At 41.8% G+C, this 24,963-nt stretch carries 24 protein-coding genes, 1 pseudogene and 1 riboswitch; of the genes and pseudogenes, 18 read left to right on the top strand and 7 right to left on the bottom strand.

From position 1 onward, the window contains the following. Together RG959_RS22175 and RG959_RS22170 are read left to right on the top strand one after the other, a co-directional pair. Positions 1–207, top strand: a complete 207-nt coding sequence (locus RG959_RS22175) for a DUF3951 domain-containing protein (RefSeq protein WP_342798992.1) — start codon at positions 1–3, stop codon at positions 205–207. A 39-nt stretch (positions 208–246) separates the two neighbouring features. After that, a pseudogene (locus tag RG959_RS22170) lies at positions 247–741 on the top strand (GrpB family protein). Between the two features lie 51 nt (positions 742–792). Here RG959_RS22170 and RG959_RS22165 read toward each other — a convergent pair. Continuing rightward, a complete protein-coding gene (locus RG959_RS22165) occupies positions 793–1,677 on the bottom strand; it encodes a DMT family transporter (protein WP_342798991.1) in 885 nt (294 codons plus the stop codon). A 246-nt stretch (positions 1,678–1,923) separates the two neighbouring features. Between RG959_RS22165 and RG959_RS22160 the strand changes: the two genes are divergently transcribed. Next, a complete protein-coding gene (locus tag RG959_RS22160; protein ID WP_342798990.1) occupies positions 1,924–3,513 on the top strand; it encodes a sensor domain-containing diguanylate cyclase in 1,590 nt (529 codons plus the stop codon). A gap of 10 nt (positions 3,514–3,523) precedes the next feature. Here the strand turns inward: RG959_RS22160 and RG959_RS22155 are convergent, their stop codons facing one another. After that, positions 3,524–4,414: a DMT family transporter gene (locus tag RG959_RS22155; RefSeq protein WP_342798989.1), complete on the bottom strand. Its 891-nt coding sequence runs from the start codon at positions 4,412–4,414 to the stop codon at positions 3,524–3,526. Positions 4,415–4,547: 133 nt separating this feature from the next. Here RG959_RS22155 and RG959_RS22150 point away from each other — a divergent pair, with 133 nt between their 5' ends. Beyond that, positions 4,548–5,969 carry an aminotransferase-like domain-containing protein gene (locus RG959_RS22150; protein WP_342798988.1) on the top strand — a complete coding sequence of 474 codons (1,422 nt, stop codon included), beginning with the start codon at positions 4,548–4,550 and terminating at the stop codon, positions 5,967–5,969. A gap of 172 nt (positions 5,970–6,141) precedes the next feature. On the opposite strand, the gene RG959_RS22145 is transcribed toward RG959_RS22150, so the two are convergent. Continuing rightward, on the bottom strand, positions 6,142–6,360 hold the full coding sequence (locus tag RG959_RS22145; RefSeq protein WP_342798987.1) for a hypothetical protein: 219 nt from the start codon (positions 6,358–6,360) through the stop codon (positions 6,142–6,144). Between the two features lie 94 nt (positions 6,361–6,454). Between RG959_RS22145 and RG959_RS22140 the strand changes: the two genes are divergently transcribed. The 10 genes from RG959_RS22140 to RG959_RS22095 all read left to right on the top strand — a co-directional run bounded on the left by RG959_RS22140 (position 6,455) and on the right by RG959_RS22095 (position 16,135). Continuing rightward, positions 6,455–7,264, top strand: a complete 810-nt coding sequence (locus RG959_RS22140; RefSeq protein WP_342798986.1) for a formate/nitrite transporter family protein — start codon at positions 6,455–6,457, stop codon at positions 7,262–7,264. A gap of 36 nt (positions 7,265–7,300) precedes the next feature. Further along, positions 7,301–10,294: a formate dehydrogenase subunit alpha gene (fdhF, locus tag RG959_RS22135; protein ID WP_342798985.1), complete on the top strand. Its 2,994-nt coding sequence runs from the start codon at positions 7,301–7,303 to the stop codon at positions 10,292–10,294. Further along, positions 10,254–10,763, top strand: a complete 510-nt coding sequence (locus tag RG959_RS22130) for a helical membrane plugin domain-containing protein (protein ID WP_251272114.1) — start codon at positions 10,254–10,256, stop codon at positions 10,761–10,763. Before fdhF ends, RG959_RS22130 begins: the two co-directional genes overlap by 41 nt. 5 nt (positions 10,764–10,768) lie before the next feature. Next, a complete protein-coding gene (locus RG959_RS22125) occupies positions 10,769–11,032 on the top strand; it encodes a heavy-metal-associated domain-containing protein (protein ID WP_315691056.1) in 264 nt (87 codons plus the stop codon). Next, on the top strand, positions 11,019–11,147 hold the full coding sequence (locus tag RG959_RS22120; RefSeq protein ID WP_285880367.1) for a hypothetical protein: 129 nt from the start codon (positions 11,019–11,021) through the stop codon (positions 11,145–11,147). Before RG959_RS22125 ends, RG959_RS22120 begins: the two co-directional genes overlap by 14 nt. A gap of 352 nt (positions 11,148–11,499) precedes the next feature. After that, entirely contained in the window at positions 11,500–11,937 is a 438-nt protein-coding gene (locus RG959_RS22115; protein ID WP_342798984.1) for a cell wall hydrolase, read from the top strand. 370 nt (positions 11,938–12,307) lie between these two features. After that, a complete protein-coding gene (locus RG959_RS22110) occupies positions 12,308–12,679 on the top strand; it encodes a DUF192 domain-containing protein (protein WP_342798983.1) in 372 nt (123 codons plus the stop codon). 299 nt (positions 12,680–12,978) lie between these two features. Further along, the gene (locus RG959_RS22105) at positions 12,979–13,554 is read left to right on the top strand and encodes a TetR/AcrR family transcriptional regulator (RefSeq protein ID WP_342798982.1); all 576 of its coding nucleotides are present in this window, start codon (positions 12,979–12,981) and stop codon (positions 13,552–13,554) included. Positions 13,555–13,649: 95 nt separating this feature from the next. Then, positions 13,650–14,672: a quercetin 2,3-dioxygenase gene (locus RG959_RS22100; RefSeq protein ID WP_342798981.1), complete on the top strand. Its 1,023-nt coding sequence runs from the start codon at positions 13,650–13,652 to the stop codon at positions 14,670–14,672. Positions 14,673–14,764: 92 nt separating this feature from the next. Continuing rightward, positions 14,765–16,135, top strand: a complete 1,371-nt coding sequence (locus tag RG959_RS22095) for an MFS transporter (protein WP_342798980.1) — start codon at positions 14,765–14,767, stop codon at positions 16,133–16,135. An 80-nt stretch (positions 16,136–16,215) separates the two neighbouring features. Here RG959_RS22095 and RG959_RS22090 read toward each other — a convergent pair whose 3' ends face one another. Beyond that, on the bottom strand, positions 16,216–17,445 hold the full coding sequence (locus RG959_RS22090; RefSeq protein ID WP_342798979.1) for an MFS transporter: 1,230 nt from the start codon (positions 17,443–17,445) through the stop codon (positions 16,216–16,218). A gap of 269 nt (positions 17,446–17,714) precedes the next feature. On the opposite strand from RG959_RS22090, the gene RG959_RS22085 reads away from it, so the two are divergent. Then, positions 17,715–18,302, top strand: coding sequence for a TetR/AcrR family transcriptional regulator (locus tag RG959_RS22085; RefSeq protein WP_342798978.1), 588 nt, complete (start codon positions 17,715–17,717; stop codon positions 18,300–18,302). A 130-nt stretch (positions 18,303–18,432) separates the two neighbouring features. Here the strand turns inward: RG959_RS22085 and RG959_RS22080 are convergent, their stop codons facing one another. Continuing rightward, complete coding sequence (locus RG959_RS22080) at positions 18,433–18,585, bottom strand: anti-repressor SinI family protein (RefSeq protein ID WP_342798977.1); 153 nt, start codon at positions 18,583–18,585, stop codon at positions 18,433–18,435. A 17-nt stretch (positions 18,586–18,602) separates the two neighbouring features. Further along, a riboswitch (cyclic di-GMP riboswitch) is annotated at positions 18,603–18,696 on the bottom strand. A gap of 273 nt (positions 18,697–18,969) precedes the next feature. Further along, the gene (locus tag RG959_RS22075; protein WP_342798976.1) at positions 18,970–19,758 is read right to left on the bottom strand and encodes an arylamine N-acetyltransferase family protein; all 789 of its coding nucleotides are present in this window, start codon (positions 19,756–19,758) and stop codon (positions 18,970–18,972) included. A gap of 495 nt (positions 19,759–20,253) precedes the next feature. On the opposite strand from RG959_RS22075, the gene RG959_RS22070 reads away from it, so the two are divergent. The 3 genes from RG959_RS22070 (at position 20,254) to RG959_RS22060 (ending at position 24,176) form a co-directional block, all read left to right on the top strand. After that, the gene (locus RG959_RS22070) at positions 20,254–21,408 is read left to right on the top strand and encodes a glucose-1-phosphate adenylyltransferase (protein ID WP_342798975.1); all 1,155 of its coding nucleotides are present in this window, start codon (positions 20,254–20,256) and stop codon (positions 21,406–21,408) included. A 442-nt stretch (positions 21,409–21,850) separates the two neighbouring features. Next, positions 21,851–23,242, top strand: a complete 1,392-nt coding sequence (locus RG959_RS22065; protein ID WP_342798974.1) for an amino acid permease — start codon at positions 21,851–21,853, stop codon at positions 23,240–23,242. A 469-nt stretch (positions 23,243–23,711) separates the two neighbouring features. After that, a complete protein-coding gene (locus tag RG959_RS22060) occupies positions 23,712–24,176 on the top strand; it encodes a hypothetical protein (RefSeq protein ID WP_342798973.1) in 465 nt (154 codons plus the stop codon). 41 nt (positions 24,177–24,217) lie between these two features. On the opposite strand, the gene RG959_RS22055 is transcribed toward RG959_RS22060, so the two are convergent. After that, positions 24,218–24,340: an EAL domain-containing protein gene (locus tag RG959_RS22055; protein WP_342798971.1), complete on the bottom strand. Its 123-nt coding sequence runs from the start codon at positions 24,338–24,340 to the stop codon at positions 24,218–24,220. Between the last annotated feature and the right edge of the window lie 623 nt (positions 24,341–24,963).

Raw genomic sequence — 24,963 nt, 5'->3', positions numbered from 1 at the left:
ATGAATGTGGCTTTTTATGCACCGGTCGTTTTTACGCTTTTAATGGCTGCTTTAGTGATAACAGTAGTTTGTAAAATGATTTGGAAAAAAGAACTCCCTAGCCATTCGTATACTCCCTTTGATTATATTGCCGGGCAGGCGATAAAAGAGCTTCATGAGGAAAGAGAAGAGCGTTTAAGGGAAGAGGAACCAAAAGAGAATGAATAAATAGATGAGAAAAGTAGAAGTGTGTTCGTATCGGACAGAATGGCCCTTTTATTTGAGATCGAGGCCGAAAAGCTCTCCATCATTTTTAAAGATGAGTTAATGGAGACTGTTCATATTGGCAGCAAAGCGGTTCCAGGTCTGAAAGCAAAGCCCATTATCGACATGATGCCGGGAGTGAAAGATATAAGCAAAGTGGATACCTTGAATGAAGCGATGGTTGAAGCAGGGTACGAGCCGAAGAGGAAAAATGGAATTACAGGACGCCGTTTTTTTCGGAAAGGAGGCAGCTTGCGGACGTACCATATCCATGTGTATCAGTGAGGAAGCAAACACATTGTACGACACTTGGCATTTCGTGATTACATAAGAGCTCATCTAGAGGTGCGAATAAAATATGGAAAACTCAAGAGTGAGCTGGCTGCTCAGCATCCAAACGATATAGCAGGCTATATAGCCGGAAAACACCATTTTTTTCAAGAAATCGAAAAGCAGGCATTAAATTGGTATAAGGCAACTTTATTGAAAAATCGTTAAACGACTATCCGGATATTTAATTAGAACAAGCTGCGTGAACAATATAGGTATTCACGCAGCTTGTTTTTTCATTCGTTTTTCTTTTTTGGGAGAGTAGCTGATACCGACGAAAACGAGGATGATGCCGAGAATTTGATAAAGATCAGGCCGGTAATGGAGAACCGATGCATCCAGCAAAATCGCTACGATCGGATCAATAAAAACAAGCAGTGCGATCGTTTGAGCCGATAGTTGGCGCAGGCTGCGGAAAAACAAATAAAAGACAAAGCCTGTATGAATAAATCCGGTGATCAGAATATAGACCCAATTTTCAAACGTAAGCGCGGTAAAGTTCGCCCAATTGGCGAAAGGAACGAGCAATAAAATGCCAAGACTCGTTTGAATAATGGTAGTAGACAACGGATTAAGGGCTTGAATTCCCTTTCCAGTCAGAGAGGTCAGCGCGTAGAAAAGAGCAGCCAGGAAAGCCCACATTACACCAGTTGATAAAAACGCAGTGAAGCTTGTATGCTGGTGAATTCCTCCCACGAGCAGAGTGCCGAAAAAGCACACAAAGAAAAACACTACTCCTAAAATGGTCACTTTTTCTTTAAAAAGAAAAGAACCGAGCACAAGTACAATCACGGGAGCAAGATGATAAATAGACACCGCTACTGTAATCGGCATGACTTCAATAGAACGAAAGAAAAACACCCAGTTGGTAACAAGAAAAACCCCGCACAGCAGGGCAAGCCCGTACTCCCGGCGCGGTACTTTAAAAGCGGGGGATTCAGTGTTTTTTACGAGCTGGAAGATTAAAATTGCTCCTAATAATACAGTGGCGCAAAGGCAGCGCACAAAAACCAGTTCAATCGATGGCAGGGCCGTTTTCTCCGAAAAAAGGCCGATTGAACCGAAGATTGCCATTGAGATGGCAAACATAATTATAGCCTGCATAATGTGTTCCTCCTTAATGTTTAGTATAACGTAACTACTTTATCTATGTAGATGAAAATAAGAAACTTTGTCCTTATTAATAGGTAGAATGGCCGAAAGAGCTTCTCAATAAAAATTCCTGCAGATAAAGGTTTATTACCCCCTATAGTTGCTCCTAAAGGCTATATATTTTAACTTGTATGTTTTATAATAAAGGGATGGCTAGTGGATAAATGATTATTTTTTTCCGAAATTAAGGAGACACCCATGAAGCAATTGTTTACTAATCATAAGGTAAGTTTGGCCACCTTGTTCACTGGTCTTGTAAGCGTCTCTGTTATATTAATGGTTCTTATCATAATGATTTCATCTTATCAATCTGAGAAGGAAACACTCACAGAAACCTATCTTTCTGCTAACTATTCTAAATCAAGCAAAATCAGCCAGTCTGTTGATTCATTGTTTGGCTCGATGCGATTAAGTCTTGAAGGAACGGCTGCATTTCTGCAAGAGAAAGATGTTTTAAGCGATGAGGAAATTCAAAAGCAGCTGGAACTTTTACAAAGCAGCAGCCGCTACTTTAACTCTCTTTCATGGATCGATGAAACAGGATGTGTGCGCAGTATTGCTCCTTCAAAAATTGGACTTAGAGGACAAGTCATTACGACAGGGGAGACTAAAAAAGTTCTTGATGCCAAGAAGCCGGCTCTAACAGAACCTTATATTGGCCCTTCAGGACGTCTAATAGTCTTAATGAGTCAGCCGCTGTATGATAAAAGAGGGCAATACAAAGGGATGATTGGCGGCAGTATCTACCTTCATGAAGAAAATGTTTTAAATGAAATACTAGGTAATGGAGCCGTAGATGAAAACGGTTCCTATTACTATGTGGTAGGTCCCGATGGCACGGTTTTATTTCATCCTGTACAACAGCGTATCGGACTGGACCACACATCAAACCCAGTTGTATACAAGGTAATGAAGGGACAAAGCGGGGCTGAAAGAATTACAAATTTAGCAGGCGTGCCTATGCTTGCCGCTTATAATGTGGTACCTGACATCGGGTGGGGCGTTGTTCAGCAGACGCCTGTTTCATATGTGCAGGATGTTTTGCTTAACCACATGAAAGAATTAGCCGTGAGAATGCTGCCCCCATTTCTTCTCCTGCTGACATTAGCGATTATGATTGCCAGAAAGCTTGCCGCTCCTTTTATTTATTTAGCTGGTCTAATGAATCAGCTTGCATCAGGCAAGCCGGCAGAGGTTCCCAAGGAACAATCTCATTGGAACCGTGAAGCAGACTTTCTGACTAAGAGTGTGATGATTGCGGTCAAAGCAGTACAAGAAAATAATCAGCAGCTGACTCGAGCGGCTAGGACGGACCCATTGACTGGTATTCCGAATCGCAGAGAGTTAAATGAGGTGATGGAAAGCTGGGCGGCGCAAAGGCGGCCATTTTCTCTTGTCGTCATAGATGTTGATTACTTCAAACAAATTAATGACACGTATGGGCATCATATGGGAGATGAAACATTAAAAAAGCTGGTGGCTACCATTCGTTCTGTTGTCCGGAAAACCGACCTTTATTTTCGGTATGGTGGAGAAGAGTTCGTTATTTTATTTCCGCATACCACTGTGTTAGAAGCCTATAGTATCGCGGAAAAAATAAGAATTGATGTAGAAAACCAGATAAAAATAAAGGAAAGGTCTGTCACCATCTCTCTTGGCATCTCTGAGTTTCCGCGGCAGACAAGTTCACTGCCAGAACTTTTTCAATTTGCTGATAGAGCTTTGTATCAATCGAAATCTGAAGGAAGAAACCGAACGACTATTTCATACCAAAAAGTGGAGGGATAACCTCCACTTTTTAATATGGCTTTCGAGCCAAACTTCTTTTCCTCGCCAGTGACTTTAGTGCTTCTGCATTCACCAGTATCGTACCGGCAATGATTGTGATGGATCCAATTAACGTCATCCGGGACAGCTCTTCGCCGTAAAACAAGAATCCTGCCATAACAGCAATCAATGGCGAAATATAAAGCCAGGTAGACGGGAATACCGGATTGGTTTTTGTGACTAAATAATAATACAGGGTGTGGCCGATCATAGAGCCGACAACGGTAAGATAGAGCAGTGAGAGCAGAAAAACCGGCTGGCTTAAAGAAGACAGCTGCCCGTTTTCTGTAAAGAATGACAGCACAAACAGCAGCAGGCCGCCATGCATCATTTGGACGGCGTTCAAAGCGATTGGCGATACCGCCGTTTCTTTTGATCGCCTTGCGTAAAGCGTTCCGCCGGCGTAAAACACCTGGCCGAGTATAATAGCGAAACAGCCGGACAGCCAGTGAGCATTCATGGATAAAGAAAGGTTAGGCAGAATCAGCAGAAACACACCTATAATTCCTACCGCGCAGCCCATCATCGCAGACGGCTGCATTTTTTGTTTCAGACCGAATGTCTGCATTCCTAAAATCATCATAGGTGCAATGGCAGACAAAACGGCCGCCGTGCCCGAGGACACGAACTGTTCCGCCCAATACAGCGTAGCAAACGTGCCAAATGTAAGCCCGGTTCCAACCAGAAAAAGATCCCGGCTGATCAGCAGGGCAAGGGGAGCCCTTTCTTTGATGCGTATAAGGAGAAACAAAAGCGCACCAGCACCAAAAAAGCGGAGTCCAGCTGAAAAAAATGGGGACGCACCAGCATCTACGCCCAGTTTAATCGCTAAAAAGTAGTCCCGAAAATGAGGCACATCCATACATAAAACAAAAGAATCATCTTTACAACCTCCTTGCTCCCATCATAAACCTGCCTCAATAGAACAGTTTGAAAGAAACAGAACAGAACGAAGAAACTGCGTGGTACACTAGGGACAGAAGGGGGCGTGGAGTGTGAGTAAAGCCAAAAGAAAAAACGAGAACGGCTTTCTTTTTGAGCAGGTATATGATTTTATCCTACAGCGGATTGAAAGAGGAGAATGGAAGGAACATGAGAAGCTCCCGTCCATCCGCCAGCTGTCTCTGGAAATGAATGTCCACCGGCTCACGGTTTTTAAAGCGTTTCAGCTGCTAAAAGAACAAAACAAGGTGTATGTAGTCGATAAAAAAGGCTACTACGTAAAGACCGGAAGCTTCAGACAGGAAGAAGCAGATATGCCGATTGTGGCGGCGTATCGAAAAGAAAACCAGCTTGCTGCTCTTCATGCTGCTTCTGTTGAATACCAATTTTCGCAGGCGCTTATCGATCCTAATTTGCTGCCAAACCATTACTTATCTCATTACGTAAAAAGAGTATTTGACCTGTATCCGAAGGTGCTGGCTACCTATGCTACTGTAGAAGGGGACCCCGAATTGCGTGAATCACTGGCGCATTACTTTATGAGCATACATAAAACATACGTGACACCCGAAAGTGTTCTCATTACAACCGGTTCTCAGCAGGCGATTCATTTGATTGCCCAGGCTTTTGTCAAACCAAGAGATACAGTCCTGTTTGAGCGGCCCACCTATAGTACTGCCATTGACACGTTTAAAAACCATGGAGCCAATATTATAGCGGTCAATATAACAGAAAACGGGTATGACCTCGATCGGATCGAGTACTGTATGAAAACCTATAAGCCAAGACTTTTTTATATAAATCCAACATTTCATAATCCGACCGGCTATGTAGTGCCAGTTTTTCAGCGAAAAAGACTGGTAGAGCTTGCTGAACAGTATCACTGCCTGCTTGTGGAAGATGATGCTTATCCGGATATTTATTTTGAAAAGCAGGCAGCACCGCCTGTTTACACATTTGATACGGCAGGATCTGTTATTTATGTTCGAAGCTTCTGTAAATATGTATCACCCGGTCTCCGGGTTGCGGCGATGCTCTGCCCGCCGGCCTTAAGACAGTCATTAATCACCGTCAAATCACTGGCAGACAACGGATCCCCGCTGTTGAATCAAAAGATCTTCCTGCACTTTTTTCACTCTGAACGAATGCAGCAGCATTTCAGCAAGCTAAGAATTGCTCTGCAAATCCGGAAAGAAATTATGGAAGAAGAACTGTCCGAGATCAACTGGAAGTGGGAAAGCCCTAAAGGAGGGCTGAATCTGTGGGTTGAGCTCCCTGACCATATAGACGGCAACTATTTGTTGAAAAGGGCCATTGAGCAGTCGGTTTCCTTTGTGCCAGGCGTTTATTTTGATCCGTATGGCCAGGACCGCTCAAGAATTCGGTTAACCTATTCCTATATGAATGAAACAAAAATCAGAGAAGGGATCAGGCAGCTTGTCCATATAAGCCGATCCCTGAATGAGAAACCGTGAGAAAGCTTTGGTGCCGCACCAACTGAATTTAATCTTGTATGGCCAAGTGGCAGAACTCTTATCGTGATCCATCTATTCCAAAAGAGAATGCCACTTGCATCCCATACTGCCTAAACGTTAACTTCCACATCTTCCTCTGCTTCTGTATCATTTTCCTCTAACACGCGCATGATTAAGGCAGGAAATAAACCTCATGATGAGGCGCCTCTTTGAGTTTCGACTGCTTTAAACGCCCTTCCTTTACAAGCTCATTTAATCCTTGACTGATTTCTTCCGGCGAAACACCTAATAAATCTGCCATTTTGACTGTAGAAAGAATCATCTGCTTTGGCTTTTTCGTGGATGAAACAATCATCGCCTGCACACGCTGCAATAAAACTCCTTTATCCATTTTCATTCCTTCTTTCTTTAATAAATTAAAAACACTCATAATTTCTCCTAAATCAGCAAACAATATTGCTTGTAAAGATTAGGAGGATTTTCCAATGGGATATCAGCCCCCGAAAAAAATTGCACAGATCGCTGCTGAAACAGGCAAAACAAAAGCAGAGCTTCCGCTTCAAAGTATGCTCCCGTTAGGTTTTTTAGGCGGAGCCTTTATTTCAATCGGCTACCTTCTTTCTATTCGGGTCACTGGTGATTTGCCGGCAGAGTGGGGATCATTTGCGTCATTTCTAGGCGCAGCCGTTTTTCCGCTTGGCCTCGTGTTAATCATTGTGGCGGGAGGTGAGCTGTTAACCGGCAATATGGTGGCAGTCACGATTGCGTGTTTGCATAAAAAGATCACTGCCCGTCAGCTGTTTGCCAATTGGTTTTGGATTACAATCAGTAACTTTGTCGGTGCGCTGTTTGTCGCCTACGTGTTTGGCCATCTGGTTGGACTAACCGAAACGGGCCCTTTTTTAGATAAAACAATTCATACGGCTGAGGCGAAAATAGAAACGGAATTTTGGCAAAGCTTTTTTTCCGCGATTGGCTGTAACTGGCTCGTAGGACTGGCGGTTTGGCAGTCGTATGGCGCAGAAGACATAAGCGGGAAAATACTGGCCGTCTGGTTTCCGATTATGGGATTTGTAGCGATTGGTTTTCAGCACGTCGTAGCCAATATGTTCATTATTCCAGCCGCCATTTTTGCCGGTCACGCTGACTGGGGAGACTACATACAAAACTTCGTTCCTGTCTTTCTTGGAAATGCGGCTGGCGGTGCCCTGTTTGTGGCCCTGATTTACTGGCTTGCTTATTTAAAAGCTGATCCAACAACGCTCTCTGATAAAAAAGAGACCTACAAAGCATGATTGACAAGTTCAACGAAATGTAACGGAGGAAGACGAATGAATAAACCGGATTTTTCGATCGAAATTAACGGCAAATCGTACCGGGCAAAGCCTGGGCAAACCGTCCTCGAGGTTGTGAGAGAGGAAAATGTGTTTGTCCCTAGTATCTGCTATACGCCTGCGCTCGGCAGTATTCAGACGTGCGATACATGCTACGTAAGTGTAAATGGTGCCTTGGTTCGATCCTGCGTAACGAAAGCAGAGCCTGGTATGGTTGTGGACACAGAATCGATTCTTGTACAGGAAGCACAGTACGAGGGCATGTCGAGAATTTTAAAAAATCATGAGCTGTACTGCACCGTATGTGACAACAACAATGGAAACTGCACCGTACATAATACGGTTGAGCATATGGGGCTTTCCCATCAAAAGTATCCATTCAAGGCAAAACCATACCCGCCGGACAATTCTCATCCTTTCTACCGCTATGAACCGGATCAGTGCATTCTTTGCGGCCGGTGTGTAGAGGCCTGTCAGGATTTGCAAGTAAATGAAACGCTAACGATTGACTGGAGCCGTGAAGTACCGCGGGTCATTTGGGACAATGATGTACCTATTGACCAGTCATCTTGCGTATCATGCGGACACTGTGTAAATGTGTGCCCTTGTAACGCTTTGATGGAAAAATCGATGCTTGGAGAAGCCGGCTACTTAACGGCCATCCCGCCTAAAATTCTTGGACCGATGATTGACATGACGAAGGAAGTAGAACCGGGCTATAAAGAGATTTTCGCCATATCCGAAGTGGAAGCAGCGATGAGAAAATCGCGCATTAAAAGAACCAAAACCGTCTGTACGTATTGCGGAGTCGGATGCAGTTTTGAAGTTTGGACAAAAGACCGGGATATTTTAAAAATCGAGCCGCTTGAAGAAGCGCCTGTTAATGGAATCTCTACCTGTGTAAAAGGTAAATGGGGATGGGATTTTGTAAACAGCGAGGAGAGATTGACAAAGCCGTTAATTCGTCAAGGCGATGAATTTGTTGAAGCTACATGGGAAGAAGCGCTTGACTTAATCCAGGAAAAGCTGGGCTATGTAAAAGAGCAGTACGGGCCTGATTCCATTGGATATATTGCTTCATCCAAATGCTCCAACGAAGAAAACTATTTGTTTCAAAAGTTTGCTCGCAGTGTGATGGGAACCAATAATGTCGATAACTGCTCGCGTTACTGCCAGTCTCCTGCAACAGCCGGGCTGCTTCGGACAGTCGGACGCGGAGGAGATGCAGGGACGATTCATGATATTTCTTCAGCGGAGTTGATCATAGTCATTGGCGCGAATCCTGCTGAATCCCACCCTGTTCTGGCTACTCGTATTAAACGAGCTCATAAGCTCCATGGGCAGAAATTGCTTGTGGCCGACATACGGGAGCATGAGCTCGCACAGCGGGCGGATCTGCTTGTACATCCAAAGCCAAGCACCGATATTATCTGGATTAGTGCGGTTACGAAGTACATTCTGGATATGGGCTGGGAAGCCAATGAATTTCTTCAAAACAGAGTCAACGGCCTCGATGAGTACGTAAAATCGCTTGATAAATTTACATTGGCTTATGCTGAAGAACAAACCGGGTTATCGCAGGAGACGATGATACAGATTGCCACCATGATTCACGAAGCTAAATCTGTGTGCGCCCTGTGGGCGATGGGCATTACTCAGCATAAAGGAGCCACAGATGCGAGTACAGCGATTTCCAATCTTCTTTTGATTACAGGAAATTATGGGCGCACAGGTACCGGAGCTTATCCGCTTCGCGGGCATAATAATGTGCAGGGAGCTTGTGATTTCGGCACAATGCCAGCTTGGTTCCCAGGCTATGAGCCTGTACAGGATGCAAGTGTGCGTGAGCGGTATGAAAAAGTATGGGGTACGCCGCTTCCAACAGAACCTGGCCATGATAACCACCATATGGTGGAAGCGATGCAGGACGACCGTTTGAAAGCATTGTATTTATTTGGTGAAGAAATGGCACTCGTCGATGCGAATGCTAATTTTGTACAAAATGCTTTTGAAAAACTGGAGTTTTTCGTTGTGCAGGACATTTTCTTCAGCAAAACGGCCCAGTTTGCCGACGTTATCCTGCCGGCAGCGCCAAGCCTTGAAAAAGACGGGACATTTGTGAATACAGAAAGAAGAATTCAGCGTTTTTATAAAGTGATGGAGCCGCTTGGAGATTCGAAGCCTGATTGGGAAATTTTCCAGCTGGTGGCCAACCGATTCGGTGCAAACTGGAACTACAAGCATCCAAGTGAAATTATGGATGAAGCCGCTTCTCTCGCTCCTATCTTTGCAGGTGTTAACTACGAACGCCTGGAAGGGTTCAAGTCTCTTGTATGGCCTGTTGCAGCAGATGGAACAGATACACCTCTTCTGTATACGGAAAACTTTGCGTTTCCAGATGGAAAAGCAAGACTTGTGCCTGTTGACTGGACACCGCCATTCCAAGCAGGTGCAGACTTCGATCTGCATTTAAATAATGGCCGTATTCTTGAGCATTTCCATGAAGGAAACATGACGCACCGGAGCAAAGGGCTGAACCACAAAGTACCGGATGTATGGCTTGAGGTTTCTCCAGAACTGGCGAGAGAACGGAATCTTGAGGACGGCACGTTAGTCGGCCTGACTTCTCCGTATGGGTATGTAGAAGTAAGGGTGATGGTGACCGACCGGGTGAAAGGCAATGAACTGTATCTGCCAATGAATACACGCGAGGATAACGAAGCTGTTAACTATTTAACGAGCAGCTATCATGATTATATTACGCATACACCGGCTTATAAAGAAATGGGTGTCAAAATGCAAGTGCTTGAACAAAAAGGCGAGCCGCCACTGCCGAAACACAATCACCGGTATGGAAACAGGGTGCCGCAGATCAGCGTAAAAGTGGAAGAGAAGTGGAATCGGACAGACTTTACACCAATTAATGAGATGATTATTAAGGGGGATGAACATGGCACAGGCTATCCGGAAAATCAGCAAAAGAGTTCCTGACCAGCAGGAAGAACAAGCACAGGCTGCAGCCGAAATTATGCGGGAGCTTACGGAAAACAAAGAAGCTGTCCTTGGCATGATTCAATTAATGAAAGGCCTTCAGGAAATGGGGATTTACGATGCGCTGAGAGGAATGCTGGAGAACCGTACAGAAGTTGGTGCTATTGCGATTCAGCAGATCAACCAGCCATTCATGCACAACGTGATTAAAAATGGCATGAACGGTGCTAAATTCCTTGGCTCGCTTTCACCAGAACAGACCGATAAGATGATGAGAGGAGTCGGCCTCGGACTTCAAAAAATGGCCGAGGCAGGCCAGCAGGAAGAACCTCAAAGCTTATGGAAGATGCGGAAAAAGCTAAAAAGCCCGGAAATAAAAGCGTCGATCGCGGCCATGGCAGCTTTTATGGAAGGGCTGGGTACGGCTTTTGTTCAGCCTTCCCACCACGAACAAGACAAGAAAGGATGAAACAAATGCAGTCAGGTTCAATTATGGTGAAAGATATGCACAGTATGAGAGATGCAGATACGGTTTTAGATGCCCTTCTTTCGGTTTGGGGGATCGGGCAGGCGGAAATCAATTTGGAAAAGAATGAAGCCGTCTTTACGTACGATGAACAAATGGCGTCTTCACATGACTTTGAGCAGGCGATTATTGATTCTGGTTTTACAATTTACTCGGATGATGAGAATAAACTAAATGTGAAGGAGATAAATGAGTCACATGAAAATATGTGAAATCTGTGGTGCGGTTGAAGAGCCTAATCAAGAAGCAGACGCAGAAAACAATCCTTCTAGAGTGCTGCATATTTGTGAACAGTGCAGAGAAGAAAGAAAAACAGTATTCGAATAATTGAATGTAGGTACTCATTTAGAGGATAGTTAGTCCATTTCGAGGGCTAATTATCCTTTTTTATTTATTTTTACGTTTCATCTAAATACATTTGGACGCAGGGTGAAAGGTGAGTGATTTTATTCGAAAAAGCCTGCACTAGTGCAGGCTTTCAGATTGTCGACAAAGTGGACAGCCATTTTTAATATTAAATTAATAGTGCCTGCTTCCATCAGAAAACCATTAAATAAGCCCAAACAAAAAGGCAAAAACTCTACTTGCAAAAGTTTTTTTCGAAAAGGGGGTTTGTCTGCATTCTAAAAGCCTACACCAATGCAGGCTTTTTTTTATAGTATATTTTGGGGGTGAAAAAATGCCAAGAGTAAGGTACCGAAGTTCAGACGTTGACTTAATGGCAAGGATGATGAGAGCAGAAGCCGAAGCCGAAGGAAACCAGGGGATGTTGTATGTGGGAAACGTGATTGTTAACCGTCTCAAAGCAAATTGTTTAGACTTTCAAAATTTAAGAACCGTTCCCCATGTTATTTATCAAATACAAGGAAACAATTATGCCTTTGAAGCTGTTCAAAAAGGTACTTTATTTTATCAAAAGCCAAGAGAAGCTGAAAGAAGATTAGCCAGACAGGCTTTGGATTACTGGAGACAACACCCAGGGAAATATGCCCTTTGGTATTTTAATCCATACGCTCCATGCCCTCCAACATGGTATGGCCAGCCTTTCGCTGGTCAATATAAAAATCACTGTTTTTATGAACCAAGACCTGGAACGTGTGATCCTGTTTATACTTAATGAATGAACGGGTGCGTCAATTTAATAAAATCTAAAAAAAGACCGATTTTTTTCGGTCTTTTTTCTTTGGCTAACAATTAATAGTAAAATTTAACAGATTTAGTAGTAATTATTAGATTATGTCACACATCGATATTTATAGATTCTGCTTATTTACATATAAACTGTTGTCATATGACTGTTTTGGCTCATAAAGCAAGAACGATCATATGTATATAAAGACTGGTGTCGATTTTCTGATTGAACGAACGGCGCGGGTTCGTTGAGCAGCGTTAAGGGGAAAAGGCATTCTTTTGAAAAATGGAAATTTAAAGATCATAAACTTCTTTTGAAATCTGCTTACAATCATTCTCGAAGGTGAGGGAATCCAGTGAAAAGAAAGATAAAAATAATCAGTGGAGGAAGGGAAACGAAATTAACCGTCCAAATTGCAAATACTCAAGAAAAAATAGAAAAGGGCTTAATGTTTGTTGAAAAATTACCCGAAAACGAGGGAATGTTATTTATGTACGGAGAAAAAATATATGGTGGTTTTTGGATGAAAAACACCTTAATTCCTTTATCTATTGCTTTTCTTGATTCAGATGGAAAAATTCTCAAAATAATGGATATGGAGCCATGTAAAGAGAAAGAATGCCGTATGTATGATCCCGAACTTTCTTATCGTTATGCACTTGAAGTAAATCTTGGATGGTTTGAAAGAAATCAAATTAAAGAAGGGGATTATGTATTCTCAGATTAAATTTTTGTTCGAATTTTCCCTACAAGTTCTCCAAAAACAATGGGGAGAATAAAGGAAATTCAAAAGCACAAATTAAATCAAATCCCTAAGAAACTTTAATTTAATAATGTTATTTAGCTTTTTTTGCTTGTACATAGTTCTTTAATTCTAATAGATAAATTACAAAAGAAAAACCATGCTCTTTATGAACAGAGCATGGTTTTTCGCAGATTTATAGGATTTTAGCGTTTTTTGACATGAAGCACAATGTTTTTTATATTGGTATAAGGCATTTTCTACTAACAGGGGGTACGTTCTTTATGAAAAACAAGCCAGACTCACGCGAAAAAATTCTTCAAACCGCTTCACGTCTTTTTCAGCTTCAAGGGTATCATGCAACAGGATTAAATCAGATTTTAAAAGAAAGCGGAGCACCGAAAGGCTCTCTTTATTACTATTTTCCAAATGGCAAAGAAGAGTTAGCAGTTGAGGCTGTTCGTTATACAAGCCAATATATCGGCGGAATTATACAAGAGAATATGGAAAAAACAGATGACCCTGTAAAGGCGATTCAGTTATTTATTGTCCAAACGGCAAGCCAGTTTGATCATCCGGAAAGCATACAGGGTGTGCCTGTCGGTTTGCTGGCAGCAGAAACGGCTTTGATCAGTGAGCCTTTGCGGATAGCTTGTGTTGAAGCATTTACAAAATGGGAATCTCTTTTCGCTCAAAAACTCGTGCAAAGCGGGATCGAACAAGAAGAAGCAGAGAAATTGGGGGTACTCATCAGTTCGATGGTTGGGGGAAGTGTAATGCGCTCATTGACAGACAAAGATAAAACCCCGCTTTTACTGCTTTCTGACATCATACCAAGTTTAATACCGAGAAAAGGATAGCACTTCTGTATCCTTTATGTTATTTTTATATAGAACGGTCTATTTATTTTATACTTATAATTATAATGACTGGTCTATATTTAAGGGGGATTACTATGACTCAACTATGGACAAATACTCTACCAAAAGAAAAAATACCTTACTTGCTTCGCAGTGGAGAAGGAGAGCGTTACCTTTTTGGCCGGCAGGTAGCAACGGTAATGGCGGATGCCAAAAGCACAGGCGATCTTTTTGAAATGGTACTGCTAGCAGGAGGAAAAGGTGATTCTTTTCCGTTACACCTTCATAAAAACAGCCAGGAAGGAATTTTAGTCTTAGACGGAAAACTAGAGCTTGCGCTTAATGGAGAAAAGCACCTGTTGCTGCCCGGAGATTACGCTCATATCCCGGCAGGCACGCTTCATGGATACAAAATGGGAAGTCATCGAACGAGATTCGTATCTTATACGATGGGTGGAAATACAGCGCATCTTTATTCCGTTCTGGGAGACTCGTATAACAAGATCGAGCATCCACCTTATGCTGTTGAGAAAGTAAGCCGTGACCGGTTCTCAAAAGCAGCTGCTTGTGCTGATGTGATTTTCCATAAGGATGATGACCAAGAAGTAGAAGCGAAGCTGGTTGAAAATGCTGCTTTACCAGATAAGATGGTTCCTTATGTGCTTGAGTCAGGAGAGGGAGACCGGCTTTTAACAGGTGACCAGCTCCACAGAATTATAGCGACTCAGGACACGACGGATGGCCAGTTTATTATCGTTTCATCTGAAGGTCCAAAAGGAGACCGTATTGTAGACCATTACCATGAACAGCATACGGAAACTTTTTTCTGCCTCGAAGGACAGATGACTATGTGGGCAAACGGAGAAGAAATTCATTTAAATCCAGGAGATTTCCTGCACGTTCCTGCTTATACAGTGCATTCTTACCGTTTGGATTCACCTTATACAAAAATCGCAGGGTTACTCGTTTCCGGTTTATTTGAGCCGTTCTTCCGTACGCTGGGCGATCCATATGAACATCATATTTTCCCAGCCCATCCGCAGGCACTTCGTTTTGACCGGGTTATTCAAAACATAGAGAAACTCGATTTAAAAATGGCCCATAAAGTGAACGCTTAAAAAGAGTCTATATACTTGTATAAACAGAAAGGGAGAAAAGCTCCCTTTCTTATAATGTTTTTACACAAAGAAAGAAGAAAGAAGGAAGAAGAATGAGTGAATCAATTTCACAACTAGAGGAAAAGCGAAGGGAAAGACTTATCTTTATTTTGGCTTTTGCTCTTGTGATTTCCGTAATGAATTCAACTATGTTTAATATAGCCATTCCGGCTATTACAGATGAATTTGGGCTGAAGCCTTCTCAAGCCGGGTGGATTGTCACCGGTTATATTATTGTGTATGCGATCGGCTCTGTGATGTACGGAAAGCTGGCAGATCAATACAAACTGAAAGCACTATTGACTGCAGGCCTATTGTTTTTTGCTGTTGGATCGGTGATTGGCTTTACCGCAGCTAACTTTTGGATGATTGTAGCCGGACGGCTTCTTCAGGCAGCTGGAGCATCCGTTATGCCTGCTACGTCCATGATTATTCCCTCCCGTTACTTTACACCTGAAACAAGGGGGAGGGCGCTCGGTATTACTTCTGCAGGGATGGCGCTGGGAACAGCGATCGGACCGATCGTCGCTGGATTTGTGACCAGTTTTATCAGCTGGCACTATCTTTTTATCGTATCCCTCCTAGTATTGGTAACCCTGCCATTTTTCCGAAAGTATTTGAATGATGAAGCGGAAAAGCAAAAAACAAATATTGACCTGGCAGGGGCTGCTTTTCTTGCTGGCACACTGGCACTGCTTCTGCTGGCAGTTACGAAGTCTGCGCCGCTTCTTGCTACAGCCGGAGCAGTTCTGTTTGTTTTCTTTTTGTGGAGAATGAATAAGGCGAATGATCCCTTTATCCGCCTTTCTCTTTTTAAAAACAAGCATTACTCTATTGGTATTCTTGTTTCTGCCTTAAGTTCCGGTATAGGGTTTGGCATTCCTTATTTAACTCCGCTCCTGCTGCAAACCATCAATGGATTATCCCCCTTAATGAGCGGACTTATTATGTTTCCAGGTGCGCTGGTGGCGGCATTTCTAGGGAAAAAAGCGGGTTTATTAGCAGACCAAAAAGGAAATCACTTTCTGGCTTATACGGCCCTCTTAAGCTTTTTCCTTGGTTATAGTTTTCTGGCACTGATTGCCGGATTGTCCCCTTTGATCGTCATGGCCGTTTTGCTTCTTGCCTGCATTGGGCAGACATTTATTCAAATTGCCCTTGGCAACACAGTCTCACAGTCTCTTCCAAAAGAGCATGCGGGAGTAGGGATGGGTGTTTTTATGATGACAAACTTTATTGCCGGAGCTACATCTATTACATTCATCAGTAAAGCGTTAGAGATTCATCATACGGTGATTCAGCTGAATCCGTTTCTTCACAATCAGGAAAGCATTAACTACAGCAATATTTATGCGGTTTTAGCTCTTTTAATTGCTGCAGTGGCTTTTATCTACTCAAGTACCTTCAAAAAACAATCTGTTTAAAAAGCAATGCTTTTTAAAAGTTTATTAAACAAAACAAGCGAAACGCTAAAAATGCGTTTCGCTTGTTTGAGTTAACAGGATTATTGACTGATTTGCTGTTTGGCCGCTGCTTCAATAGGCGCTTTAGCTTCTGCTTTAATAAACAGGGAAACGAGCAGGGCGATGACCATAACGGCACTTAATAAATCGAGCGCCAGCACATATTGCTCGGTTTTAGAAAAGCCCATTACAAGCCCTGGACCAGCGCTTGCGCCAAGGAAAAGAATAAAGGCGTTAAACGATACGGCACTTCCCCTGGCGTTTCCGGCCAGCTGGCTGACCAGTGAAATCACAACGGGCGTGACCAAGGCAATACCGGCTACAAATACAATCGTTGCCAAAACAAGGATTGGAAGCGTGGGGCTGAATCCAATAGCTAAAAGCCCGGCTGCTGCCATAGCTAAGCCGCCTTTTAAGACAGCACCCCGTCCGATTTTTTGGGCAATTTGACCGGCAAATGGAGAAAAAAGCATGCCCAGAATGCCGGCTCCGCGGACAGCCAATATTTCTCTAGGTTGGAGGCCAAAACGGGCCGAACTCAGGTAACTGCCTAATACCGTATACATGCCAACGAGTGAAAGAAGCAACACAAAGGTAATCGAGAAAGCGAGCAAAAGCTGTGTATTTCTTAAAAGCCCGGTCATATTGCCGAATTTACGAAGAATGCTTTCCGCTGATTTAGGCGTTTGTTCTTTAGGGAGGCGAAATATAACAGCTATGGCCGTAATAAGATAAACAGCACCCAGAATAAAAAAGATAGCCTGCCAGCCGAACGCTTCACTGACCATACCGCTGAACACCTGCCCGATAATACTGGCCATGAGAAATCCAGAGCTGATAAATCCAATGGCCGTTAAGCGTTTATGAGGAGGAAATAATTCTCCTGCATACACAAGGGAAATAGGCGCGAATGCTGCTGCAACCAATCCCTGCAAGCCCCGCAGAACAAGAAGGACATGAAAGCTTTCAACAAAACCAATACTGATTGTGATAACGGATAAAAGAGAAATGCTGCCAGCTAAAAAGACCTTTCGGCCATATTTATCAGAAAACGGGCCATACAGCAGACAGCCTAGCGCATAACAAAGTGAAAAAGAACTTCCAATCCAAGCTGTCTGAGCACTAGTAATCCCAAATGAGTCCATAAACAAGGTGGTTAAAGGGAGGGTAACATACATACTGCTTAACAGTACCAGCCCGCACCAAAACAATAAAAGGGTGATAAAAGAATGGCTCTCACTGTGAGGAGCAGAATTTGATAATGGGTTCAACGATAAAGAATCTCCTTTCTTTCTAAGTGTAATCCATTCAAAAACGATACGAACCGTTTCGTTTTGTGCAAACTATAATATACTATCTTGTGTTTTATTTGGCAAGAAGAGAAGAAGCAGTCTCTTTCTTTTATCCGTCTCTGAGATAGTAGCGCAGCGGGAGTTACACCTGCTAAAATAAAAAGAAATTCTTTAAATGAAAAAAGTATGTATAAATGAAAATGTAGATAAGGAAGCAGGGATTTTTTGAAAGACAGGTGCTTTTTAAAATGAAAACCAACAAAGGTCAAAGCAGGGCAGCCGGACGGCCGCGAAGTGAAGAAGCTAGAAAAGCCATTATTTGCACCGTTATAGAAATGGTTGAACAAAAAGGGTTCTCAGCTCTTTCAATTGAACGGGTAGCGGTAGAAGCAAACGTCAGCAAAGCAACGATTTACCGCTGGTGGAAAAACAAAGAGGCGCTTTTAATAAGTGCTTTTTTAGAAATGACAGAAGCCAAATTTGATTATATTCCTTCACTAAAGCTGGAAGAAAATTTAAAAAAACAATTAGAGGAACTTGCGAAAGTGTTGAAAAGCTCTTTAGGCAAAGCTTTGCTTTCTGTGGTGATTGAAAACCATGAGATTTCTGAACAATTTTCTTCTTCCTTTTTATATCCAAGAAGAAATACAACAAAGAACATTTTAAAGCAGGGAATCCAAAACGGCCATATTTGTGAAGATAGCGATATAGACGCTTCCCTCGATATGCTGTTTGGCGCCGTATATTTAAAAGCAGCGATTTATAAGCAGGAAATTGATCAAGCATATATTACACATTTAGTAGAAGGTCTTTTAAAGGGAATCCGATCAAAATAAGCATAGACATAAGAGCAGTCGGGTGATTTAAGAACAAAGAGGGGATAAGCTCCTGCCTTACAGACAGCCAGGACAAGAGCTTACATCAAAGCTGGTTCAAGCGGAAAAGGTAAGCCGCTCGCTTTCACTATTATGAAGCAGAGTTTTGTACTTTATTGGCAGCTAAAAATTCTCTAATTTCTTCAATTGACAGACCGAGGCTTTTTAAAGCTTTCATTAGTGCTATCCATTCAGTGTCCAATACTTCTTCTACAATCTCCTGATCAAGATCTTGATCCAGCATTGAATACCCTCCTGTGACGAAGCAGCTCAGCCATCATAGTCTTCTTATAAAAAGAACCTTAGATCTGTAGCTTCGTGTCCCAGCCTTTCGGCTAGTTTACCTTTTGTTCCTTTTTGTTTTTTTTGATAATATGACTTTTATATCCTTACTTTAACATTGTAACAAAAGATTGGAAAAGATTTTGTCGAACCCTGAACCGGCAAAAATTTTTTTCAAAAGCCCTTAAGGTGACAGTTGAAAATTAAAGACATTGAATAAAGCCGGAACCAAAGTATACATTTTTTAGTTCCGGCTTTAATTTTATACATGCTTTTAAAAGACCTTCATAATTGAAGGCGGACTTGGTTAACTATAGTTTCTGAACTTATCGGTGCATATGAAACTTTAGTTTTGTCGTTCTAAATTAAAATATTTGTTTAACGATTGGCCGAATGTTTCTTCAGTCATTTCTTGTTTGTTTTCTTTCCCGTCTGCCCATTCAGTCAATGAGGTGCTTGTTAAAGTAATGTTTCCTTGCTCCGTCAAGCGGGTAACCAATGGTTTTTTGTTGAAAGCAGAGTCAGGATGGTGAACAATCGTTTCCTGCATAGGATTTAATTCAGACACATTCGTTATTTCCGACTTTGAATCAAATGCGTATCCTTTTTTCCAGTGTGCATGCTTGTGTTTTACTTTCATTTCAAGCAGATAATCACCATAGCGAGTCTTCTCTCGTTTAATACGGAATATGCCGTTAGGAGAAGAAACGGTTTCTCCTATTAACGGAACAGGAACTAAAGGCAGGTTGCCGCCAAATCCTGTATCAAGCAAGTATTTTTCTCCCTGATGAAAAAGAAGCACAGCTGCATGTGTCTGGCCTGTGCGGCTCCAATCCTGATCCGGCTCGCTGTAAATAACGCCCCGCACCAAAACGGCCTTAAAGCCATTCTCAATTAAGAAAAGGTAAAGAAGGCCGTTCAGTTCGTAGCAAAGACCGCCTTCATTATGTAAAATCATTTTTTGAATCAGACTTTTCTCATTGATCTCTTTTATTCTCCCAGAAAGAATAGAAAGGTTCTCAAAAGGAAGGGCTTGCGCTGTTCGGCTCAAAACCATTTCTAAGTTCGCAAATGTAATCGGTTCGTGTTCAGAAAAGCCAATTCTTTTACGGAAAGCTAAATTCAGTTCTTTCATCCGCCAGCTCCTTTCTAAGGCTTAGCCATAGTACCAAATAATATTGAGAAAAAGCTGCGCCTGCTTCTACAGATTTTCTGCAAAATTAGAAATGTGATTATACCTCACTTTGATTATCTTTTTTCCTATTGAAGGGAGGAGAAAAAATTTTCTGTCCATGTATAAAGTTTTTCTAGTTCTTTATACTAATTAGGCCCTCGATCATTTGTAATAAAAAAGCTTGGTGTTGTAAGTAGATTTCCCTGTTATATTTTAATTATTTACTTCGATTTTTCAACTTCTCCTTCCTTTTTATCAGGTATGTCTTCTTTTGTATCCAATTTAAGGTTATTTGTCAAAAAACAAGAAATAAAAATTTTTTTGAATAGAGGATTAACAGCCGGTAAACGGGGTATACAAAGGTTGTGGCACTTTTCGTCCGCGTAAATTCACATACTAAATGCTTCATTTAATAGATAAAAAAACATACAGGAGAAAGAGAAGGAGAATGACATCATGAAAAGACAAAAATGTATTGCAATGATTCTTGCTGGAGGAAAAGGAAGCCGTTTAAAGGAATTAACCGAAACGCTAGCCAAGCCTGCTGTACCATTTGGCGGAAAGTACCGTATCATTGATTTTCCGCTTTCTAACTGTGCAAACTCCGGTATCCATACTGTAGGTGTTTTAACACAGTATCAGCCGCTGGCTTTAAACTCATACATTGGAATTGGAAGTGCGTGGGATTTAGACCGCCGGGATGGCGGAGTAACTGTTCTTCCGCCGTACGCAGAGTCTTCAAAAGTAAACTGGTATTCCGGTACAGCAAGTGCCATTTACCAAAACTTTCATTATATTCAGCAACATAATCCAGAGCATGTGCTGATTTTATCGGGTGATCATATTTATAAAATGGATTACGAAGCAATGCTCGATTATCACGTAGAGCAGGGTGCAGATGCGACCATTTCTGTTATTGAAGTTCCGTGGGAAGAAGCAAGTCGCTTCGGTATTATGAATACAGATGAATCTTATAATGTTACCCGTTTTGATGAAAAGCCAGAACATCCTGAAAGCAACCTTGCTTCAATGGGCATCTACATTTTTAAATGGTCTGTTTTAAAAGAATACCTAGAGCGTGATGAGCAAAATCCGGATTCATCCAACGATTTTGGTAAAGATGTGATACCGGCTATGCTGGCAGACAATTTAAAATTAACGGCTTATCCTTTTAAAGGATACTGGAAAGACGTAGGTACAGTAAAAAGCTTGTGGGAAGCCAATATGGACTTGCTCGCCCAGGGCAAAGAGTTGGATTTGTATGATCCAGAATGGCGCATTTACTCCATTAATGCCAATCATCCGCCACAGGTAATGGGCCGTAATGCATCTGTTAAACACTCTCTTTTAAATGAAGGGTCTGTCATCGATGGCGAACTGGAACATTCAGTCGTTTCTCAAGGTGTACAGATCGAAAGAGATGCATTTGTAAAAGACTGCGTTATTATGCCGAATGTGCGAATTGGACGTGGTGCATACATCGAACGGGCTATTGTTATGGAGGACATTGAAATTCCCGAAAATACGGTGATATATAATAATTCCGATGAGATATTACTGATTACAGAAGCGTTTCTTGCTGCTCACAGTCAAGAAGGCGTAAAAGCGTAAATACCCTTTAAAAGACCCTTTAAAGCAATATGATCATTGCTTTAAAGGGTCTTTTTGTGGAGAAAAAGGTTAATTGAAGGAAAGAGGTATAAAGCCTTCTTTTTCAAGCGAAAAATGTATTCACACTAGGGGAACAAGGTTTACTATTTTAAGATAATTAATTGTAAAACTGTTACAAAAAATTAAACTATTCTAAATGTTAGTACAAGTATAGGTATTAGTGTTTTTCCAGGGGATACAATTGTATTTTTTAAAGAAGTTTATTATTATAGAATAGGTAATTCAGTTACGGTAAATAACGAACCTTTCTAGCTGCATCATGCTTGCAGGTGAAAAATGAGAAGCACAATGCCTCCTTCACTATTTCCCTGGTGAATAAAAGAAGACAGGGTGGACTTTCCCGGCGTTCTGCTATTTATCGTGTCAAAGGAGGAAAAAGAAAGTGGCAAACAAAGAATTGAATAGAGGCCTTGAGTCTCGTCATATTCAAATGATTGCTTTAGGCGGCACTATTGGTGTCGGGCTGTTCATGGGCTCTGCCAGCACGATTCAATGGACAGGTCCTTCTGTTATGCTTGCTTATGCAATCACTGGCGTTTTTATCTTTTTTATTATGCGTGCAATGGGAGAAATGCTTTATTTAGAGCCAAGCACAGGGTCATTTGCGACTTTTGGCCATAAATACATTCATCCATTAGCAGGGTACATGACTGCCTGGAGCAACTGGTTCCAATGGGTGATTGTGGGGATGTCGGAAATTATTGCGGTGGGAGCTTACATGCAGTACTGGTTCCCGGATCTGCCTGCCTGGGTTCCCGGCATTGTAGCAATGGCGATTCTTGGTGCTGCGAATTTAGTTTCGGTTAAATCATTTGGCGAGTTTGAATTTTGGTTTGCACTCATCAAAATTGTGACCATTATTTTAATGATTATTGCTGGATTTGGCTTGATTTTCTTCGGGTTTGGCAACGGAGGAGATGCCATTGGAATCTCAAATCTTTGGAGCCATGGCGGCTTCTTTACAGGCGGCTGGTCCGGGTTTTTCTTTGCGCTGTCCCTTGTCATTGGGGCATATCAAGGGGTGGAGCTGATCGGGATTACGGCTGGAGAAGCGAAGGATCCGCAAAATACCTTAACAAAAGCGATCCAAAGCATTATTTGGCGTATTTTAATTTTCTATATAGGGGCTATTTTTGTTATTGTGACTGTTTATCCATGGGATCAGCTAAGCTCTATTGGCAGTCCATTCGTGGCGACGTTTGCAAAAGTAGGAATTACAGCGGCTGCCGGACTGATTAACTTTGTTGTAATCACTGCGGCGATGTCTGGCTGCAATAGTGGGATTTACAGCGCCGGCCGTATGCTTTATACACTGGCGATGAACGGACAGGCACCAAAGTTCTTTGCAAAACTTTCCCGTAACGGAGTGCCTATCTTCAGTACATTAGGTGTTATGATCGGATTGGCTGTCGGAGTTGTGTTAAGCTACATCGCACCAGAAAACTTATTCGTTTATGTATACAGTGCCAGCGTTCTTCCCGGAATGGTGCCATGGTTTGTAATTTTGATCAGCCAGATTCAATTCCGGAAAAGAAACGGGGCTCAAATGGCGAATCATCCTTTTAAAATGCCGTTTGCACCTGTAACGAATTATGTAACGATCGCTTTCTTACTGACTGTATTGATTGGTATGTGGTTTAACAATGACACGCGCATGTCGCTTGTAGCCGGAATTGTATTCCTTGTACTTGTTGTGATCAGCTTTTTCGCTTTTGGTATTGGTAAGCGTGCACCACTGGATGTTCAAGAAGAAGACAATATAATCAGCAAGTAAGCCGGTTTTGAGCGAGCCCATATAAAAGATAAAATCTATAATGAGATTGACGCATATTCGAACAGAATATGCGTTTTTTTATTTTCTATTATAAATACTTAGCGTACAAGGAGGCTGTCATGAATAGAACAAAGCCTCTTCCTATCAGGTTTTTGCGGGTCGAGTACTTTTGCTTTCGTCCTGTCCCGGGGCGAAGCGGCAGGATGAATGCCAGAGATTTCCGGTGCAAGCGTTTTTTCCTTGCAGGGAAGACAGAGTGATTCATAAAGCATTTGAATTTTAGCTGAATTCAAATGGACACAGTAAATGATTAAGGCCAATGTGTATACATTTTTTGTAGAATAGCTGCTTTATGTAATCATGTTTATAAGTATATCGAAAAAAATAATCGATATACTTCTTTTGGCGGCAGATCAATGGGTACCAGCAGCATATTGTCTGCCATACAAGCCATGAAATTATAAAATTTGTGGCAAAGCATGGCTGTGACGTCATTGTATTCGAATACCTAGGCAGAATGAAAATCCCGAAAGGGTTTTATGGAGCCAGGAAACTTCGTTTCAAGCTTCACGGGTGGCGGAAAATAGGCATTCAGAACAAAGTGGAAGAAATGGCGCACTGTCTGGGCATGCGTATTTCCCGAATCAATCCGCGGAACACCAGCACCCTGGCATTCGATAGTTCCGAAAAAGTGGAACGGAGCCCGAAAAAAGACCTTGCCACGTTTTCAACCGGCAAAGTCTATCACGAGGATTTATCCGCTTTTTATAATATCGGAGCCCGCTACTTCATTCGGGCTATTCAAAAATCCACTTCGGAAACGAAATGGTTGTCACTTCAGGCAAAAGTTCCTGAGCTGGTAATAAGAACATCCCAGACCTTGTCTTCGTTCATTAGTCTCCAACATGCACTAGGGCTTCCACAGGAAGCCTAACCAGCGGGTGTTGTACCATATTCAAGATAAGGGATGCTCCGTCAAAATCTTTGATTTAGGTGGAGAGGTTCACTAAATGCTTTATCTAATTTTAACACGTCTACCGGAAGTTTAACTAAATAAGGCAAAGAAGAAAAGCCGGTTTCAAAATCATCAATGGTCAATAAATAATTAAAAAGTTTTTGGATATTTTCTTTTTGATTTTTTCCTTTTATTGTTAGGGAGCAGCACTTTTAAAATTTAAATCACGAAAAGAAAAATTGCTTCTGAATTTGCGAAAAAAGAAGGGGCAGATAAAGGATTATACACTTTAGTATTTCTTTTAGAGGAGAAAACTATTCGTATATATGAAGGTATAGTAAACACATTTATACAATTAATAAAATAAAAAATATGATTGCGTAAAAGAAAATACAATGTTATATTGTTAATCCGCCGTTAAAACAACAGCGGAACTTAATAGAAATTATCTTCGTTTTTTCTCTTTATATAGTAATAAACTATATTATTAAATTGAGAATATACTTGTTAAGCATCTTTCAAAAAACTTTCGAGAAAGTGTTGACTATCATTCGGATAAATGATATATTTATTTAGCTGTCACGAACGACAGTGATGAATATTGAACATTGAAAACTGAACAAAATCAATAAAAACGTCAACGTTTTAAATTTTTATCTTCCATTAGAAACACCCCGTGTTTTAATGGAAACAAATGAGCAAGTCAAACACTTTTTGGAGAGTTTGATCCTGGCTCAGGACGAACGCTGGCGGCGTGCCTAATACA

The organism is Domibacillus sp. 8LH (assembly GCF_038806185.1).
GTDB lineage: Bacteria > Bacillota > Bacilli > Bacillales > Domibacillaceae > Domibacillus > Domibacillus indicus_A.
This window is presented reverse-complemented; position numbering and strand designations above follow the sequence as displayed.